Annotated in this window: 17 protein-coding genes and 3 pseudogenes; 16 read left to right on the top strand and 4 right to left on the bottom strand. The window is 70.5% G+C overall.

Annotated features, from left to right (window positions below):
• The first annotated feature begins 135 nt into the window (after positions 1-135).
• Positions 136-1251 carry an aromatic acid exporter family protein gene (locus J7E97_RS22660; protein WP_251054966.1) on the top strand — a complete coding sequence of 372 codons (1116 nt, stop codon included), beginning with the start codon at positions 136-138 and terminating at the stop codon, positions 1249-1251.
• Between the two features lie 108 nt (positions 1252-1359).
• Here the strand turns inward: J7E97_RS22660 and J7E97_RS36125 are convergent.
• Positions 1360-1530: pseudogene (locus J7E97_RS36125) on the bottom strand (IS3 family transposase); the annotation flags it as partial.
• A gap of 207 nt (positions 1531-1737) precedes the next feature.
• Here J7E97_RS36125 and J7E97_RS22665 point away from each other — a divergent pair.
• The 3 genes from J7E97_RS22665 to J7E97_RS22675 all read left to right on the top strand — a co-directional run bounded on the left by J7E97_RS22665 (position 1738) and on the right by J7E97_RS22675 (position 5604).
• Positions 1738-3462, top strand: a complete 1725-nt coding sequence (locus tag J7E97_RS22665) for a diacylglycerol kinase family protein (protein ID WP_215030290.1) — start codon at positions 1738-1740, stop codon at positions 3460-3462.
• A gap of 174 nt (positions 3463-3636) precedes the next feature.
• Positions 3637-4590 carry a YihY/virulence factor BrkB family protein gene (locus J7E97_RS22670; RefSeq protein ID WP_215030292.1) on the top strand — a complete coding sequence of 318 codons (954 nt, stop codon included), beginning with the start codon at positions 3637-3639 and terminating at the stop codon, positions 4588-4590.
• A gap of 135 nt (positions 4591-4725) precedes the next feature.
• Positions 4726-5604 (top strand): phosphatase PAP2 family protein, encoded by an 879-nt coding sequence (locus J7E97_RS22675; RefSeq protein ID WP_215030295.1) that lies wholly within the window; start codon positions 4726-4728, stop codon positions 5602-5604.
• A gap of 69 nt (positions 5605-5673) precedes the next feature.
• On the opposite strand, the pseudogene J7E97_RS36130 reads toward J7E97_RS22675, so the two are convergent.
• Positions 5674-5757: pseudogene (locus J7E97_RS36130) on the bottom strand (response regulator transcription factor); the annotation flags it as partial.
• 100 nt (positions 5758-5857) lie between these two features.
• On the opposite strand from J7E97_RS36130, the pseudogene J7E97_RS36135 reads away from it, so the two are divergent.
• From J7E97_RS36135 to J7E97_RS22710, 7 genes and pseudogenes are all read left to right on the top strand, one after another.
• Positions 5858-5953 (top strand): annotated as a pseudogene (locus J7E97_RS36135) (YihY/virulence factor BrkB family protein); the annotation flags it as partial.
• Between the two features lie 78 nt (positions 5954-6031).
• Complete coding sequence (locus tag J7E97_RS22680; protein WP_251054967.1) at positions 6032-6541, top strand: phosphatase PAP2 family protein; 510 nt, start codon at positions 6032-6034, stop codon at positions 6539-6541.
• 110 nt (positions 6542-6651) lie between these two features.
• Positions 6652-7713, top strand: a complete 1062-nt coding sequence (locus tag J7E97_RS22685) for an IS630 family transposase (RefSeq protein WP_215030301.1) — start codon at positions 6652-6654, stop codon at positions 7711-7713.
• 226 nt (positions 7714-7939) lie between these two features.
• Entirely contained in the window at positions 7940-8098 is a 159-nt protein-coding gene (locus J7E97_RS22695) for a phage holin family protein (protein ID WP_215030304.1), read from the top strand.
• A 51-nt stretch (positions 8099-8149) separates the two neighbouring features.
• Positions 8150-8494, top strand: coding sequence for a DUF4235 domain-containing protein (locus J7E97_RS36140; RefSeq protein ID WP_308346690.1), 345 nt, complete (start codon positions 8150-8152; stop codon positions 8492-8494).
• A gap of 536 nt (positions 8495-9030) precedes the next feature.
• Complete coding sequence (locus J7E97_RS22705; protein ID WP_215030307.1) at positions 9031-9363, top strand: N-acetyltransferase; 333 nt, start codon at positions 9031-9033, stop codon at positions 9361-9363.
• Positions 9364-9967: 604 nt separating this feature from the next.
• Complete coding sequence (locus J7E97_RS22710; protein WP_215030310.1) at positions 9968-10774, top strand: hypothetical protein; 807 nt, start codon at positions 9968-9970, stop codon at positions 10772-10774.
• Between the two features lie 356 nt (positions 10775-11130).
• Here J7E97_RS22710 and J7E97_RS22715 read toward each other — a convergent pair whose 3' ends face one another.
• On the bottom strand, positions 11131-12099 hold the full coding sequence (locus J7E97_RS22715) for a LysR family transcriptional regulator (protein ID WP_215030313.1): 969 nt from the start codon (positions 12097-12099) through the stop codon (positions 11131-11133).
• A gap of 39 nt (positions 12100-12138) precedes the next feature.
• Here J7E97_RS22715 and J7E97_RS22720 point away from each other — a divergent pair, with 39 nt between their 5' ends.
• The 4 genes from J7E97_RS22720 (at position 12139) to J7E97_RS22735 (ending at position 15479) form a co-directional block, all read left to right on the top strand.
• Complete coding sequence (locus J7E97_RS22720) at positions 12139-13032, top strand: serine hydrolase (RefSeq protein ID WP_215030316.1); 894 nt, start codon at positions 12139-12141, stop codon at positions 13030-13032.
• A gap of 84 nt (positions 13033-13116) precedes the next feature.
• The gene (locus J7E97_RS22725; protein WP_215030320.1) at positions 13117-14133 is read left to right on the top strand and encodes an MBL fold metallo-hydrolase; all 1017 of its coding nucleotides are present in this window, start codon (positions 13117-13119) and stop codon (positions 14131-14133) included.
• Positions 14134-14278: 145 nt separating this feature from the next.
• Positions 14279-14488, top strand: a complete 210-nt coding sequence (locus J7E97_RS22730; RefSeq protein WP_215030323.1) for a hypothetical protein — start codon at positions 14279-14281, stop codon at positions 14486-14488.
• Positions 14489-14912: 424 nt separating this feature from the next.
• Entirely contained in the window at positions 14913-15479 is a 567-nt protein-coding gene (locus J7E97_RS22735) for a hypothetical protein (RefSeq protein WP_215030326.1), read from the top strand.
• A 485-nt stretch (positions 15480-15964) separates the two neighbouring features.
• Here the strand turns inward: J7E97_RS22735 and J7E97_RS22740 are convergent, their stop codons facing one another.
• Complete coding sequence (locus tag J7E97_RS22740) at positions 15965-16396, bottom strand: helix-turn-helix domain-containing protein (protein WP_215030329.1); 432 nt, start codon at positions 16394-16396, stop codon at positions 15965-15967.
• Positions 16397-16482: 86 nt separating this feature from the next.
• Here J7E97_RS22740 and J7E97_RS22745 point away from each other — a divergent pair, with 86 nt between their 5' ends.
• Complete coding sequence (locus tag J7E97_RS22745) at positions 16483-17295, top strand: NAD(P)H-binding protein (protein WP_215030332.1); 813 nt, start codon at positions 16483-16485, stop codon at positions 17293-17295.
• Positions 17296-17472 lie beyond the last annotated feature (177 nt).

Genomic DNA, 17472 nt, shown 5'->3' on the forward strand with positions numbered 1-17472 from the left:
CCTCGCCGGGCGTACGCCGGAGCCGACTTGCGGCTGCGGCGCCGGTTCCACACGGCTGATTTGTTGGTGGTTGGCGGGGCATGCGGCTTCTCGGAGGTGGTGCATGTGCCCTGGCGGGGCAAGGTGTCGGGAAGCTTGAAGGCAGGGGCTCTGGAGGCAGCGGGGTTTCTACGGCGGGCCGGGCGGTCTTCGGGAGGTGAGCGTGATGACCTGCTGCTGATCGCGAAGAGCGTGGTGGCGGCGATGGCGGCGTGGATGCTGGCCCACCACGTCCTTCCGCCGGCGGTCGTGACCTTCGCCCCGTTCACCGCGCTGGTCGTGCTCCAGACAACGCTGTACCGCTCTGTGCGCGACTGTGCCCAGTACCTGCTGGCGATGGCGGCCGGAGCTGTACTGGCGGCCACGCTGGCGGCAACCGCGGGACTTCACAGCTGGACTTTCGGGCTGCTCACCCTGATCGCGCTGGCGCTCGGGCGGGTCCGGCGTCTGGGCGAGCACGGGACTCAGATCGCGATCGTCGGAATCTTCGCTTTCTCCTCCGGGCACGGCAGGATCGACTACATCGGACATCTGGTCGCCTCTGTTGCCATCGGCGCGATCTGCGGCCTGGTCGCCCATCTCCTACTCCCTCCGGCGCGGCACGTCCGTCACCGGCAGGAAGCGGTCGCCGAGCTCTACACCGGCATCCAGCGGCGCGTGGCCAGCCTGGCCGACGCGTTCGAGGCGAGCAGCCCGGACGCGGACCAGGTGCGGCAGTGGCGCCGGGAATGGCGGTGGCTGTCCGCGGGCGCCGACCGCATCGAGCACTCCATCGACACGGAGACGGAGAACAGCCGCCTCAACCCGCGCCGGAGCTTCGACGGCGCCGCACAAGCCCTTCCTCGGGCCCGTGAAGCCGTCACAGCGGCCCAGAGATGCCTGGACCACCTCCGGTCCATCACCCGCACCCTCGACCACGCGGTTGACAGCGGGCGACTTGAGGCTGTGCCCGCCGTCTTCCGCTCCAGCTACGCCTCCCTGCTCCGTACGACGGCCACTGCCATGAAGCACATCGGCCAGACGACGCGCACAGACTCTGACCAGCTCGATGAGGCACTCGAAGTCGCTGCCGCCGAGCTCGACCGCGCCCAACAGCAGCCTCCAGAGGCTCAGCCGGCCGTCTTGACCTTGCAGGGCACGCTGCTCACCGACGCCGCTCGTCTGATGGCGGACCTCCGCGAGGGCCGCCAGGCGCTGAGTCCAACGACCTGAAATCGCCGCCGAAGTCTGCCCAGCGATCCGGTACGGGAGAAGGCGACTGGGAGACGTCAGACGGCCTGGCCGACGGCCGACCATCACGGCCGATGCCGCCCGGGTGTGCCAGCCCACGATCCGGCGGGAGAAGACGTCACGGATCGAAGCGAGCCACCACGGGCCCTCGCCGGTGGGGATCAATGTGATGTCGGCGACCCACAGCCGGTTGGGGGCATCCGCGGTGAAGTCGCGCTGGACCAGGTCGGCCGCGGCCTCGGCGGCCGGGGCTCCGGCCGGATCCGCCGTCGACGCCGTGGTGACCCTGGGCACCCCGTATCGTCCCGCGCGGTCTGGGCCGCATCGTCCGTCTCTCCGGCAAGCTCGCGGGCTTCGAGGGCACCTGCAGGCTGGTTTGGCCCACGCTCCGCGCATCATCCGGCCCTGACGGGTCAAAAGCCCCTCATGAAAAGAAGTCGCGGTCCTTCGGTGCGCGGTGGGTGGCCGTTGCTCTTCCTCCCCGCCCAGGCCGCCATCATGGTGGGCCTGGGACGGCTGGTTACCGGGCCGTCGGCCCGGCGCCCGCCGCTGTCGGAGGAGGGATCGGCCAGCCGGGACCTGGTGGAGCGCCGCGGCGAAGTCGCCAACGCGGTATCGGAGTTCTTTTCCCTGCTCGCCAGCACGCAGGTGGTCGTCGGCGTGACACTGGTCTGCATCGTCGGCCTGCTCGTGCTTCCCCGCCTCCCGCTCCAGACCGAAGCGCTCTTCCTCGGAGCCTCGGTCGCTGTGCAGTCGGCGGTGTTCCTGCTGGTGACATCCTTCGTCGACCGCCCCCGTCCCGACGTACCCCACCTGGACGTGGCGCCGCCGACGTCAAGCTTCCCCTCCGGACATGTCGGGGCGTCCCTCGCCCTCTACGGGAGCCTCGCCGTGATCGCCGTGCTGCGCATGCGCGGTCCCTGGCGCTACGCCGTGGCGGTATCCCTGCTCCTGATGGCGCCGGCCGTCGCGCTGGCGCGTATGTACCGCGGCATGCACTACCCCAGCGACGTCGTCGGAGGTCTGCTCAACGGCGCGGCGACGCTGCTGATCGTCGGGTTCGCGCTGTTGTACGGGCGCGAGTCCACTCCGGAACCGGCCCGCGCACAGCGGCCCGGCCCGGGGCCCGACCCCCGCACCGACGGTCCTGTCATCGTGGTGCGCCACCCGCACGGCTGCCCTGACGAGCTCGCCGACCGGCTGGACGCCGTGCTGCGCGGCCACGGCCACCGGGACGTGCGCTGGATTCTGACCTCCGCCGAACACGCCTGCGGCACCCTGGCCGAGGAGCTCCCTGCCGTCCGGCCCGCCCTCGTGGTGGTCTGCGGGGGCGACGGCACCCTGCGCGCCTGCGCCGACGTCCTGGCCGGCACCGGGATCCCGCTGGTCCTGGTGCCCTGCGGCACCGGGAATCTCCTCGCCCGGAACCTCGGTCTCCCGATGGACCCGGTCGCCGCGCTCGACGGATCCCTGGCCGGGGACAGCTTCGGGATCGATGTCGGCCGGGTCCGGGGCGACGGCCTCGCGCAGACGCGGTTCACCGTCATGGCCGGCGCCGGGTTCGACGCCGCCATGGTCCGGGACGCCTCCCCGCGGCTCAAGTCGCGGATGGGCTGGGCCGCGTACGTCCTGTCGGCCTTGCGGCACCTGAACGACCCCGGTGTGCGGCTGACGGTGCGCATCGACGGCGGCCGCCGCCAGCGGCGGCGCGCCCGCATGGTCGTCATCGGAAACGTGGGCACCCTCCAGGGCGGTCTGCCGCTCCTGCCGACGGCGCGGCCGGACAGCGGACGCTTGGACGTGGTGCTGTTCGACCCGCAGGGCGCAGCCGGATGGTTCACCGCGGCAGGCCACCTCGCGTCGCGCCTCCTGGGCCGCGGCGTGCCGGCACCCACCGGAGCGGGGGCCGTCATCGGGGCCGGGGGCGGGACGGTGGCCGGGCGTAGCGAAGCCGGGGGAGCGCTGGAGTACTTCACCGCCACCCGGATCGACGTCTGCTGCGCCCGGCCACAACCGCGCGAACTCGACGGCGATGCCGTGTGCGACGGCGTCCGCCTCACCGCGGAGGTCGAACCGGGCGCCCTGAGGGTGTACCTGCCCCGCGCGCCCGGGGCTCCCGCCGCCGCTGAGGAGGCCGGTGCACCTGCCGAACGGGCCGCGCCCCTTCCGGCGGCTCCCGGCCCGACGCCTTGAGGCGAGGCCGTCCGCGTACGGGTTCCCGGCCCGTCGGCCGACCGCCGCTCGGCGGGCCCGGTCGGGCGCTGCCGGTTCGGGCTGGCTCCGCAGCCTCGGGCCGGCTCCGCAGGTCAAGGCGGGCCCGGGACGGATCCGCAGGTTTCGTAGGCTCCCCGAGAAGGCAGGAACGCGATGGGCACGGCGCGACGGGTACCGCAGCAGCACGACGTGAGCGGTGAGGAACTGTCCGCAGACGAGGCGTGGATGGCGCTGCGTCGTTACGGCGGCTGGAGCCTCGCACGCGACTCCTTCGTGCGGTTCCGCTACGCGGACGGCTTCAGCCACGCCCGCGCGCTCGCCCTGCAAACGGTCCTGTCCATCGTCCCGCTGGCCATCGCCGCCGTCGGGCTGTCCGGTGTCCTGCACACCGAGGACGCGGGCCGCGTGGTCGAGCTCACCATCCGCGGGCTCACCAGCGGGCCCGGTCAGGCCGTTGTGGACGACGCGCTCAGCGAGAGCAGACGTCATGCCGGCGACGGTGGCCAGGCCGCGCTGTGGCTGGGCCTGCTGTTCTCGCTGGTCAACGTCACGACGGGTCTCTGCCAGGTCGAACGGGGAGCCAACCGCATATACGGCAACGAGCGGGACCGGCCCTTCCTCAAGAAGTACAGCCGCGGCCTGGTGATGTCGGCGCTCGCGGGACTTCCGCTGGGACTCAGCTTCATCCTCACCGTGATCGGCACCCACCTCACCCACGCGTTGGGCGAGGTCTACCAGCTCTCTCCCGCTACGGTGCAGACCTGGGAGGTGCTGCGCTGGCCCGTCGGCGTCCTGCTCGCCGTTCTCGCCACCAGCGCGATCTTCCGCCTCTCCCCGCGCCGCCGTCAGCCCGGCTACACCTGGCTGGCCTTCGGGGCCGTCGTCCACCTGGTGCTGTGGAACCTGGCGACCTGGGCCCTGAGTCTGTACATCGGCGAAAGCAGTTCGTTCACCAGCGTCTACGGGCCCCTCAGCGCGATCGTGTCGTTGCTGCTCTGGTCCTACCTCACCTCGATGGCGCTCTTCCTCGGCCTCTCCTTCGCAGCCCAACTGGAAGCCGTGAGGGCGGGGGTGCGGGAGCCGGTCAGGGCCGACCCCGGTGTCTGACGCCCCGTCCCAGCTCAGCCCCCTTCATCGTTCCCGCCCCCTCCCTTCACCCCGGCCCCGTCTCTATCCCGTTTCCCCAGCCCCTTCGTCGGCGGCCGGAGGCCCGCCACGGGCACACGAGAGGAACCCGCCACCATGGCACGGCGCACAGACAGTTCTCGACGACGGCCGCTGCGGAGCCTGCTGACGCGGCACGCCGGGCCGGACGCCACCTTCGGCGCGAGACTCGTGCTCGCCGCGGCCGCGACCGCCCTCGCCTCCGTGCCCTTCGCGCTCGCCTTGGTCCTGGTGGAGTCCCAGTGGCCTCCGCTGCACCGGCTGGACCGCGAAACGGCCGAGTGCCTGCACACCGCCGCGCACGCCCACCCGGACGGGGTGCGTTTCCTGCGCGTCCTCTCGGACTTCGTGTGGGATCCGGTGACCATGCGCCTGCTGGTGGGCGTGCTCGTGGCCTGGCTCGTGAGCCGGCGGGCCTGGCGGCTGGCGGCCTGGGTCTCCGTCACGGCGGTCGCCGGCGGCCTGATCGGGCTCCTGGCCAAGACCGCCGTCGAGCGGGCACGCCCGCACCTGCCGGACCCCGTCGCCCACGCGCCCGGCTTCTCCTTCCCTTCCGGACACGCGATGACGGCCACCACCTCGTGCGCCGTTCTGCTGCTGGTTCTGCTGCCCGTGGTGCCGCCCAGGTGGCGCCCGCTGCCCTGGGCGCTCGCGCTGGTCACCGTAGTGGGCGTCGGCTACACGCGCGTCGCCCTGGGGGTCCACTGGGTCAGTGACGTCGTCGGTGGCTGGCTCCTGGGGCTCGCCGTGGTCACCGCAACGACATTGGCCTTCGAAGCCTGGCGGGCCGACACCGGACGACGTCGCACGACGGTGACCGAGGGCCTGGAACCGGAGCTCACGGATCCCGAGCCCGAAGCGCCACCGGCAGGTTCGGAAGGAGCCGCCGGTCCCGGCGGAGCGGCAGGCCCCGGGCCGCAGGGCCCCACCGGAGCGGGAGAGGGAGGAGGCGCGTGAGCGCGCGCCTTCGCCTCGAGCCCGTCGGGGTCCTGCGCGAGACAGTGTGAAAGTGTCGCCGCAGCGGCGGATCGGGGTCCGCACCCCCGCCCGGCGTAGCTCGGAGCAGACGCGGTAGCCGTTCAGCCCGGGCAGCATCAGGTCCAGCAGGATCACGGCGAACGCCTGCTCGCGCCCATGAGCGGCGTATGGGTGGAAAGCCGCCAGACATACCACCTATCTCGTCCTCGTCTCCCTGCTGGGCATCGCCGGCGCGATCGCCGGTGGCCATCCCGAGGACGAGGAGCCCTACGTCCGGCCGCGCGACACCCGCAAATGGAGTGACGAAGGGCGCCGCCGCATGGAGTGAACACCGTCTGAACCGCCTCCGTCGGGGAAGGTGCTCTCCATGAGGTTTCTGGCTTCCTTGCGAACGGGCGATCATCGATTGACCAAGCGCATCGCCTCCTGGGATTCGCCCTGCGTCCGGGACCTGCTGCCGCCGGTGGAAGCCGCGGCCGAGCACACGAAACTCTGGTGGGCGGCGGCCGCCGCCATGGCCGTCGGCGGCGGCTGGAGGGGCCGCAAGGCCGCGACCGCCGGCGTTGCCGGGACGGCGTTGGCCGAGCTGCTCTCCAACGGAGTCGCAAAGCAGCTCGTCAAGCGTCGCCGCCCGCCGAAAGAGTGGATCCCCCACGAGGACGTGGAGGAGCGGCCGGAGAGCTCCTCCTTCCCCTCCGGGCATACCGCCGCAGCCGTCGCGTTCACCGTCGCCGTCACCCCGACCTGGCCATGGGCCGGCGCCGCCTGCGCCGTACCGACGGTCCTGGTGGCGATCGAGCGCGTCCACGACGGCGCGCACTACCCCTCCGACGTCGCAGCGGGAGCAGTCATCGGGTTGGTCGCGGCTGCTCTGGTCCGGGCCACGCCTCGCTTGCTGCTGCGCCGCCTGAGCTGAAGCGCGGCCGACTGGGCGGGTGCCCGGCCGGTTGCCGGGTAGTCGCGCCACGGACAGCAGCGTGTACATATTGATCCGAAACGCTTTGAGTTCAGGCTCGTTGATGATGTGTGAGTGATCTGGTGGGGGATGCGCGGGCCTGGTCGCCGGACGCGCAGGAGGCTGTGCGGTTGCTGGCGGTGTCGGCGCTGGTGGAGGGGCGGGACCGGATTGAGGTTGCCGCCCTGTTCAAGGTGTCGGTCAAGGCCGTGGACAACTGGTGGGCGAAGTGGCAGGCCGGCGGGCGGGACGCACTGCTGTCCCGCCCGCGAGGCCGCCGCGTGGGTGAGCATCAGGTCCTGTCGGAGGCCGAACAGGCCGCGGTCCGGCAGGCCGTCCTCGATCACATCCCCTCCGACCTGGGACTTGCGGGTCAGTTGTGGACACGCGGGCAGATAGGCGAGTTGGTCTTCAAGCTGTACGGGATCCGCTTCACCGAGCCCGGGGTGGGCAAGTACCTCAAGCGTTGGGGGCTGACCTTCCAGCGTCCGGACAAGCGGGCGGTCGAGCAGGACGCGGAAGCGGTCCGCGTCTGGCACGAGGAGACCTGGCCGGCGATCCGGGCCAAGGCCAAGGCGGAGAACGCCGAGGTTCTCTTCGGCGACCAGGTCGGGGTCCGCTCGGACCAGGTCACCGGCCGCACCTGGGGCGCCAAAGGCGCGACTCCCATCGTCCGCCGCACCGGGAACCGGTTCTCCGTGAACGCGATGTCCGCGATCAGCACCCGCGGCCGGATGCACTTCATGGTCTTCACCGAGTCGTTCGACGCGAAGGTCATGTGCCGCTTCCTCACCCGGATCGTCGGGCACTTCGACCGGAAGGTCCACCTGATCGTCGACCGGCACTCGGCCCACCGCTCGAAGACCGTCCAGGCCTGGCTCACCGGCCACAAGGACGAGATCGAGCTGCACTTCCTGCCCTCGTACTCACCCGAGCTGAACCCCGACGAGCTGGTCAACGCCGACCTCAAACGCAGCCTGCCCCACACCCACAGGGCCAGGAACCAGGCCGAACTCGCCGCCGAAACCCGCAGGTTCTTCCATAGGCGGCAGCGTCAACCGCACATCGTCCGCGGCTACTTCGGCGGCCCCCACGTCCGCTACGTCCTGGACGAGAACCCTTTGAGTTTCTGATCAATATCAAACTGGAGGAACTGCCATGGCGGCGCGTTTCGAGGTCCGGCACCAGAGCGGCAAGGGCATCGGCTATCACTTCGTTCTGATCGAACCAACGGGCAGGTCATCGCGACCAGCGAGCACTACGAGACGCATCGTTCTTGCCTGAACGGCATCGATTCAGTCAAACGCAACGCCGACGTCTATTCAGGACACCACCGGGAGCAAGAGCGACAGCGAAGAGATGCAGCTGGCCCGGGCGGAGATGACCGAGAAGGGCAAGCGGTTCGGTGTGGGCGGCGGCCTGTTCGGTGGGGCGGGCCTGGTCGGTGTCCTGGCCGCGCAGACCATCGACAGCGTCAAGGCCGATGTGGCCGAGATCAAGGAGAAGACCCACCGATGAGAGGAGCAGGCCGCTGACGTCAAGGAGCAAGCCGCACAGAAGGCAGCACACGTGACCGGCCAGGTTCGCGAGAAGGCGGAGCAGGCCGAGCAACTGGTGAAGACCCCCGACCCGGTCCTCGGCAAGGCAGCGCAGGCCACAGCGCAGCTACGCGAGACCGCGGCCCGTGCGGGACAGCTCGCGGCGGACAAGACGCCCGACCCCGTACGCGAGAAGGCCGGCCAGGCCGCGACTGTGGCCCGAGACAACCGCACCCCACTGCTTGCGGCCGCCGCCCTCGTCGTCTTCCTCCTCGCCGCCGCCCTCCAGGGCGCGATCTTCGCCGTAGTCAAGGCCGCCGTCGACCGGGCAGGGGCCGCCACCACCAGACGCCTGACGGGCACCTGGCCCGGCTGACTCAACCAAGACCGGCGCCGGTGGCGCCGCACAAGTTCCCCGGCGCCGAGCACCGCAGCGCCGTCCCAGTGTCGACACCGCTGACGGGCGCGTTGCCGAGCTGCACGCCTCCCTGCTCGACCCGGAGCTCCAGGAAACGGACACCCACTTCGAGCGGTACTGGGGGGCGATCAAGTCTCTCTACCCGCACCGGGACGGCACACCCCAGCAGGGCCGGCACTGACCGTACGGAACACAGCACCGGGACCTGATGCGGGCGGCCGGGGACGGCTGATCGTCCCCTCGTGTGCCGGCCGCCACGGCATAGGCCGGCATACGGACCGGCCTTGGGCATTCACCGCCACTGTCTGGGTAAACGGGCAGTCATGCACGGACAACATGCGCGTCCTACGAGCACACTGTTCGGCCCAGCCCCTGAGGGCGAGATACCGCCACCCGAGCAAGACGGTCCCAGGCACTCCCGCCGACGCAGGCTCACCGGCCGCCTCCGGCGCCGGCTCCTTGCCTACCGGGAGATCGAATTCCTGTCCTCCCGCATGCACGGAGATACCAGCCCCGGCGAGGAATGTCTGCTCCTCGTGCACATACGCAAGGTCGTCGGCCAAGCCCACTACCGCGTCTGTACCCACTGCGCCGAGGCTGTCATCACCGGTGTCGTCATCGAGGAACGCTTCCTCGGCACCGGTCTGGGGACCCGAACGCTGTCCCATCTACGCTCTCGCTACCCGGATATGACCTGGCGCACCACCCTTGATCTGCGCACGACACGTGATCTCCTGCGCCGGATGCGCATCCCGGTGACGACTCCTGACGGGCTCTGCTCGCACATGCGGCAGCCACTGTCCGATCCGGTGCGGGCCGGTTTCTGACCGAAGGCCCAAGCCGCTCCAAAAGGAGCGTGGTACCTCGTAGCCCCGCCGTCGACGCGGCGCCAGTGCCGCAACTGGACGTCCACCAGGTCCGCGACGCCTGCGCGGACGGCCCTGTGGGTGACGAAGTCCCGCTGCGCTCGGGACAGGGTGACCGCGGTGACCCTCGCCTTGTGCTCCCGGGCGCGCGTGGACTGCGAGCAAGCGACGCCAGACGGGGCCGGCGGATCCCCTGGTCGCGGATGGACCGGCCCGCTCGGCCGAGGACGTGGGCGAGATCAGGGCGACCCCATACCTTCCGCAACGGTGGGGGCGGCGCCGCCAGGCCCACCGGCCCCGACCTGCCGACCGGCGTGGACACGTACGTCGACGGAGGGTGCTTCAACCGCCGCATCCACATCGTGAACTGGTGCATCCAGTCCGGGACGGATCTCGGCGAGCGTCCGACCGCACCGGCAGGTGACGCGCGGCCTCCGGCGACCGCCCCTCGGGCGTCGTCGGCGGTCGCGCCCATGCGCGGGCCGCCACCGCGCGCGGGGTGTTCAATGAGATCAGGAGCGGGGTGGTCAGCAGCCGGTAGTGGCCGGTGGGGGTGCCCACGGCGGTGCCGATGCTGATCTCGGCGTCGATGACGCGAACGGTCAGCGCACCGATCCCGGCCAGTACCGAGCCGTCGCGGCAGATCGGCGCCAGTGGTGGCCAGCTGGTTCAGCAGTGCGGCGGAGGCGAAGTTCCTGTCGCCCAGCGGCAGCATCCCGGCGCGCAGGTCCACCGCCAGGCGGCGAGCGTACTCCAGCTCATCGGTGGTGGCGGGGCCGAATACGGCCCCGATGACCAACCGGCGGCCAGCTGCGGACCTGTAGGCTCCGCGCCTGTGGACGACATACGGCAGACGGCCATCACCTTCAGCGGAATCCTGACACGGGAGGAGTTCGACGAAGCCCTCGCGGCCACCGGTTGGTTCCGACGCCTGCGATGGCTCATCGTCGTGGCCGCGGCCCTGATGGCGGCGCTGAGCCTGAGACCTTCCGCTCACGGCGGCCCGATCAACGCTGGGCTGCTGACGCTCGCTCTTGTCTACGGTGTGCTCGGCCTGTTCCTGCCCCCGCTGCTCGCCGGGCGTATGTTCCGTGCCGACCAGGCCACGGGGGAGAAGCAGGCCGTCATCGACGACGCCGGCTTCGTCGTCTCCCGCGGCTCCGAGGAACTCATGCGTGTGCCATGGCGCACCATGTACCGCTCCTACGAAACGGAGCGGGTCTACGTGGTGACCGGCCGCCTCGGCTGGAAGGCCGGCCTGTTGGTCGTGCCCAAGCGGCTGCTCACCAGGACGTGCGAGACCGAGCTGGTGGGCGTTCTGCAGCAGGCTCCGGTTCGCCTCCCCAAGAGCATGCGGACACACGGCCGTTAGCCTCTCCTCGCAAGAGCCGGGTGGGTCTGAACCCCGGGGCTGGCGGTCATGTGAATGTCCGACATCCGCCGGGCAGCGGGTCCGCCGGCGGACCGCCTTGGCGAGCTCGCCCCCGCCGCGGACCGGCCCCACTCCCCACTGGCCGACCCCGGCCCCCGCCGCGCCCTGCGGTTGGCGAGGACGACGTGGTGGAGGTCAACCAGACGTCGACGATCACCAGCAGAGCGAGCACTTCGAGGAGCAGCAGCCCCACGGCAGTGCCCATGTCCCGCGCCCCGACCCGCGCAGGGCAAGGCACATGAACACGCGCAAACGGAGGCCCCAGCTCTCCTCCCCGTCAGAAGGCCGCCTCGCCGTCAGCTCGACCCGTCGTACACCACCGACCATGGGCGGGGTGGCCCGTCCGGTGAGCCGGGACTGCCGTCGGGGCGCAGGACCGCCGCATGGCCGCGGGCGAGCACACCGGCCGCGAGCTCCGCGAAGTGAGGGGCTGCCGGGTGGGTGGACCGGCCGGCAAGCCAGGCCCCGGTCATCCGCTGGAGGAGGGGGCGGCCCGCCAGCGGCCGCCAGACGACGCGGGGCTCCTTACGGGCCACCGGCCCCTGGTCGAAGGCGACGCCGTGGCCCGCGTGGACAAGGGCCAGCAAGAACTCGGGGTTGGAGGCGTGCCGGAGTCGGCCAGGCACGAAGCCCTCGGCGCGGCAGGTGTCGAGGACCCGGTCGTACCAGCCGGGGGCCTGGGCGCGGGGGAAGAGCACCAGGTCGTGGCCGGACAGTTCGGCGAGTGCGACCTCGGGGAGCCGGGCCAGCGGTGAGGTGCGGGGCAGGACGACGCCGAGTTCCGCGCACACCTCGGGGCCGAGGCGGAGTTCGGTGGCGTCCACGGGCTGGTGGACGAGGCCGACGTCGAGTCCACCAGAGGCGAGCAGCCGCAGCTGTTCCTCGGTGGTGATCTCCTGGAGGTCGACGGACAGGCCCGGGGAGTGCTCCGCGATGGCCGAGAGCAGCGTGGAGACCACGGAGACCGTGGTGTCGGGAGGGACGCCCGCGCGCAGGGTGCCCAGGCCGCCGTCCCCGGCACGGCGGGTCAGCGCCCGTAACCGCTCCTCGCGGGCCAGGAGCTCGCGCGCCTCGTCCAGCAGCACCATGCCGGCGGTGGTCAGCCGGACCTGACGGTGCGATCGGTCGAACAGTTCGGCGCCGAGGTCCTTCTCCAGTCTGCGTACCGCCTGGCTGAGGGGCGGCTGGGCCATGCCAAGCTGGTCGGCGGCCCGGCTGAAGTGCAGCTCGTCGGCGACGGCGACGAAGATACGCAGGTGGCGCAAGAGATCCACAGTCAGGGACCTTACGTGAGGGGCGAACCGATGGTCGAGGAACGGATCCGCGAGGTCTTCGCGGGGGCGGGCGCCGAGGTGTTGCTGCATGCGGTCCCGGTCGGCGGGGGGCCGGAGGTGGAGGAGGTGGCCGTCGGCGCGGACGAGCCCGTCGTGATCGCCTCGGTCTTCAAGGTGCTGCTGGTCCTGGAGTTCGCCCGGCAGGTGGCTGCAGGCCAGCTCGACCCCCGTGAGCGGGTGCGGGTCACGGCGGCCGACCGGCTCGGCGGCTGGGGCACCGCCGGCTGCGCGGACGACGTCGAGCTGTCGCTGCGCGATCTGGCGTTCTTCGCGATCTCGGTGAGTGACAACTCGGCGGCGGATCTGCTGCTGGCACGAGTCGGCCTGGACACGGTGCGGCTTCTCGCCGGGGAACTCGGGCTCGACAGGACCCGGATCGTGGGTGGTCCCCGTGACGTACTGGAGTCGATGCTCGCCGAGGTCGGCGCACAGGACGAGGCGGAGTTCGCCCGCCGGTACCCGGCTCTGCCGGACGACCGCAAGAGACGGCTGAGCGTGCTGGATCCGCAGCGGACCAACGCCGCCACGCCCCGTGAGATCACCCGGCTGCTGCGTCTGATCTGGCTTGACGAGGCGGGCCCGCCGAATGCCTGTGCTCAGGTGCGGGAGCTGATGGCCCGCCAGGTGTTCCGGCACCGGCTGGTGTCGGGGTTCCCCGACGAGGTGACGGTCGCGGCGAAGACCGGAACCCTGCCCGGACTGCACATGGAGGCGGGGGTCGTCCGGTATCCCGACGGCGGTCGCTACGCGGTCTCCGTCTTCGCCCGTACGCGGGAGCTGGCCGCCTCGCGTACGGCGGTGGACTCCGCGATCGGCGCCACGGCCCGGATCGCCGTCGACTTTCTGCGCAGTAAAGGGCTCTGACCTGCAAGTCATATGCGTACGCATATGAGGACTCCCAGATTTTGATCTTGGACGACAGGGGCCGTGTCCTGATCTCCTGACACCATGAACGACGACACAGACGCACAGCGCCCGAAGCGGCGCATCCAGGGATTCGGCCGGCGTACGGTGCTGCGCGGCGCCGTGCTTGGCGCGGCCGCCCCACTGCTTCCCGCCACCGCCTCCGCGGGTGGCTTCTCCGATGCGGCCACCCGCGGGGCCCCGGCGGCCGGTTCGGCCTCCTTCCGCTGGCTGGGCACCTCCGGCTGGCGCATCGACGTCGACGGCCGGACGGTGCTCTTCGACCCGTACCTCACCCGGTTCAAGACCGGCCTGTTCGACGGGGGCTTCACAGCGGCTACGAAGCTGGAGTCCGACCCCGAGCTCGTACGGGAGCACATCGGCCACCCCGAGATCGTCCTGGTCAGCCACTCCCACTGGGACCACATCGCGGATGTGCCCCACATCGCCAAGTCCACCGGCGCCCGGGTCGTCGGCACGGAGACCACATTCCACCTGCTGGTCGCGTTCGGCGTCGACCCGGGACAGATCTCGGTGGTGAAGGGCGGCGAGATACTGGACTTCGGCGGGATCACCGTCGAGGTCGTCTCGAGCCTGCACAGCCGGAACAAGCGGCACTCCTATTTCGCCCCGGGCACGCTGAACGCGCCGCCCGCGGCGGCCCCGAGGACCATCTCCGACCTGCCGGAGGGCGACACGCTCGCCTTCCAGGTCACGGCGGGGAGTGGCGGCCCTTCGGCGTTCCTGATGGGCGCCAGCGACTTCTCCGAGCGGGCAGTGCAGGGGCTGAGCCCCGATCTCGCGATGGTCGCGGTGCCGTCCAGCGCCGCCACCTCCCGCTATGTGCCCCGACTGCTGCGGGCACTGGGCCACCCCGGCGTCGTCGTACCCGTCCACTGGGACAACTTCGAGGAGCCGCTGAGCGAGCCCCCGCGCCCCGACCCGGTCATGGACCTGGACGAGTTCGTCGCCCAGGTCCACCAGGAGTCTCCGACGAGCCGGATCGTCATCCCGGACTACCGCACCACGTACGGGGGAGACATGCGGTCGGGGAGACTCTGACCCGCCACCCCGTCGAATCCGGCCAGCTGATCGGATTGCCGCCAATCCCCGGCGATCTGGCCGCAATGCTGCTGCCCTCCAGCTAGACAAGAAGCCGGGGGCTGTCGTCCGCTGCCCCGTAGGGCTTGGGGCGGGGGCTGGAAGCTTGCTGACGATCAACGTGGCGATATTGCTGATGGTCATCGTTGTTCTGCGGCTGCGCCGCCGTACCGAGGCCCGGAGCCGTTTCGACGAGAAGATGACGGTGCTCATCGTCCTCGCGCTGGGTGTCATCCTTGCCCCCACCGAGGTCGGCCAGGGCATTGCCAACATCGTGGGTCAGCTCGTCAGCGGTGTCTCCCAGGCCGGCCAGTGACCGGAACTGCCCGCTGTCATCTCCCAGCAAGGCGAGGTACCGCGGCCTCGCACCACGCCGCCAAGCCGCGGACGAGGAGAGGCTGGTGAGCGGGCGTCGTCGTCCGGTCCGACGGTCCGGCCGTCGGCTCCGGCGGCGGAAGAACCAGGGCTGGCGCCTGGGCCTGGCCCCGCAGGGAGGCCGCCCGGCGGGACCAGGTCCGGGCGAGCGGCCTGCGTTACGCGCTCGGACAGCTCGACGGCCTGCATCACGGGGCCTTCGAGTGAACCAAGCTCACCAGGCATCCGGGGGCGGTCGACTTGCGGGCGTCGGCGGTACGGAAGCGAGTACGGCACCGGTCACGGCTCCTGGACCGGCTTGGGAACCGTTCCCCCGGATCCTGCGTGAACTCTTGAGGGTGTAGTCGGCTGGTGGAGGGGATCTGATGAACAAGCGGACGATGGCGAGCGCGGCGGTATCGGCCTGCGTAGTGCTGGTGGCGTGCGCGTGCGGTCCGGAGAAGGCGAAGGAGGACGCCGGGGCGAAGTCTTCGCAGCCGTCCGCGTCGACGTTGACGAAGGGGCCGTCGGCCGCGCCATCCGCGTCCGCGGGCACCGAGAAGCCGTCGGCCGCCCCTACCGGCAACCAGCCCGCACCCATGACGAAGGAGCGCGCGATCCAACGGTACGAGCAGTACCTTCACGGCCTTGGGCATGAGGACATCGACACGGTCTGCGAAGTGGCCGGGCCGGGCGCGAAGAAGGCACAGGACCAGGGATTCGGTCCGTGCACGTCGACGTACGTCATCGTGTTCCAAATGATCTCACCGGAGCAGAAGAAGGCGCTGCGGACCGCAACGGTCGATCCGCAGCGTGTCGTCGTGCGCACCCTCGACAAGATCGAGATGCCGCTGGAAGCGGTCAGGTCCTCCGCCACCTTCACCGAGAGCGACCTCGGCAGCTACACCTTGGAGTACCTCAAGAACGACTACTACATCACCGACGGACAGTGACCCGGGTACGCGGACACGCCCGGCGGTAGAATCAGTCTCATTTGCACGGCTTTCAGGCTGGTCAGATGTCTGAGGGCGTACGATCCCGCGAAGGCTACCCAAGGGAGCGGTGACCTACGAGGGCCGCATCAAGTACAAACCCCGTCCGAGAGCCTCGGCAAGACCCCAGACCGACACGGTCGCTCTGCGGTGCAGCCGAAGATAGAGTCTGGCATCCCCCGGGCCGCAGACGTGGCGGGTGGTCGATGGAGCGCATGGGCGCCTCCCACCGGCACTTCCAGCCCGAGGCCTTCGCCCAGTCCGCTACCGCCCGGGTGATGGTCGGGGTTGTCTCCTTGGCGATCAGGACCGCGAGATCGACAATTCGACTGTTTGGGCAGCGGGTGCTTCTGGAACCGAACGATCGGGGCCCGCGTCGAGGCACTGAGCGCGGCGCGGGGGCCGTGCTCGGGCGGCGCCGGCAGGGCTGGTTTCGGGCGCATGCGTTACTGGGCTTCGAGCCTCGCGTCGAAGGCGGCCCGGGCTTCGGCAATGGGGGCGCGATGGCCGATGGACCAGTCGGCGATGGCCTTGATGAGGTGGCTTAGGTTGCGGCCCATGTCGGTCAGCTCGTACTCGACCTGCGGTGGAATGGTCGGGTAAACGGTGCGCTTGACGAGGCCGTCGCGCTCCAGGCGGCGCACAGTGAGAGTGAGCATGCGTTGCGAGATGTCACCGGGGATCAAGCGCTGAAGCTCCTTGAAGCGACGTACACCTCCGGTGAGTTCGACCATGACGTAAACGGACCATTTGTCGCCGAGCCGGTCCAGGACGTCCCGGACCCCGCACTCGTCCTGCGGGGTTTCGCAGCTGATCACGAGGTCAGCCGAGTGATCCACCCCCGGGGTGATGGTTACCGCTGTGTGCCCTGCTGACATGGAAGTGCCTCCTTATGCGGTCGTCTGCCGATGGTGATCATGGTTGCAGTCATCGGAAACAACCACGACATGAGGGGAACCATTCCATGCTGCTGATCACAGGCGCTTCCGGCGGACTCGGTCAGTTGATCGCAGGGCACCTCGCAGGCCGGGACGACGTGGTGCTCGGAACCCGTAGACCCGCTGAGAGTGAACGGCATGTCGACTTCGACGACCCGGCGTCGCTCGACTTCTCCGGGATCGACACCCTCCTGCTGATCTCGGCGGGCGAAGGTGAGGACGACATCGTCATCCGCCGCCACGAAGCGGCCATCTCGGCAGCGGAGGAGGCGGGTGTGCGGCACATCGTCTACACCAGTCTCAGCGGGGACGGCGACCATCTGGCGTACGCACTCGCCCACCGCTGGACCGAGCGCCGGCTGCGCGGGTCCTCCGTGGACGGGACGATCCTTCGCAACGGCCTGTACGCGGAGTTCCTCGCCGCCATCGCAGCGCCGGGCCCGGACCTGACGATCGCTGCGCCGCTGGGCGGGGGCCGCCTCGCCGCAGTGGCCCGCGCGGACCTGGCGGAGGCGGCGGCGCGGGTCTCCACGGATCCCGCAGCACACGCCGGCAAGGTGTACGAGCTGGTCGGCGAGGTGGCTCTCGGGGGTGCCGAGTTGGCGGCCGCAGTCGGGGGCTCGTACGAACCCTCCTCGCTCGCCAAGGCGCGGGAGGCTCTCACGGGCTCGGTGAGCCATTCGTTCCAGGTGCCGATGCTGGTCGGGACATACTCAGCGATCGCCGGCGGATTCCTGGACGGGGCTTCGCTACCCCGGGGGGAGTTGCGGGCGCTGCTCGGGCGCGCGCCGCAGTCGGCGATCGAGGTCTACGCCGCGACCGTGCGGGCATCCGCGTAACGTGGTACCGCGAGCCTGGGCCTGGCCGGGCGGCGGGTCTGGACATGCGAAAACCTCTTGGTCCCGCTGCCTGACGAGGTCTTCGAGACGAGTTCGTCTCTTTGGTGCGGGGGCCGGACCAGGCGGCGAAGAGTGGTGCACAGATCCCCATAACGCTCGCTAGTGTCCTGCGCCGGA

Source organism: Streptomyces sp. ISL-66, assembly GCF_018614135.1.
Lineage (GTDB): Bacteria > Actinomycetota > Actinomycetes > Streptomycetales > Streptomycetaceae > Streptomyces.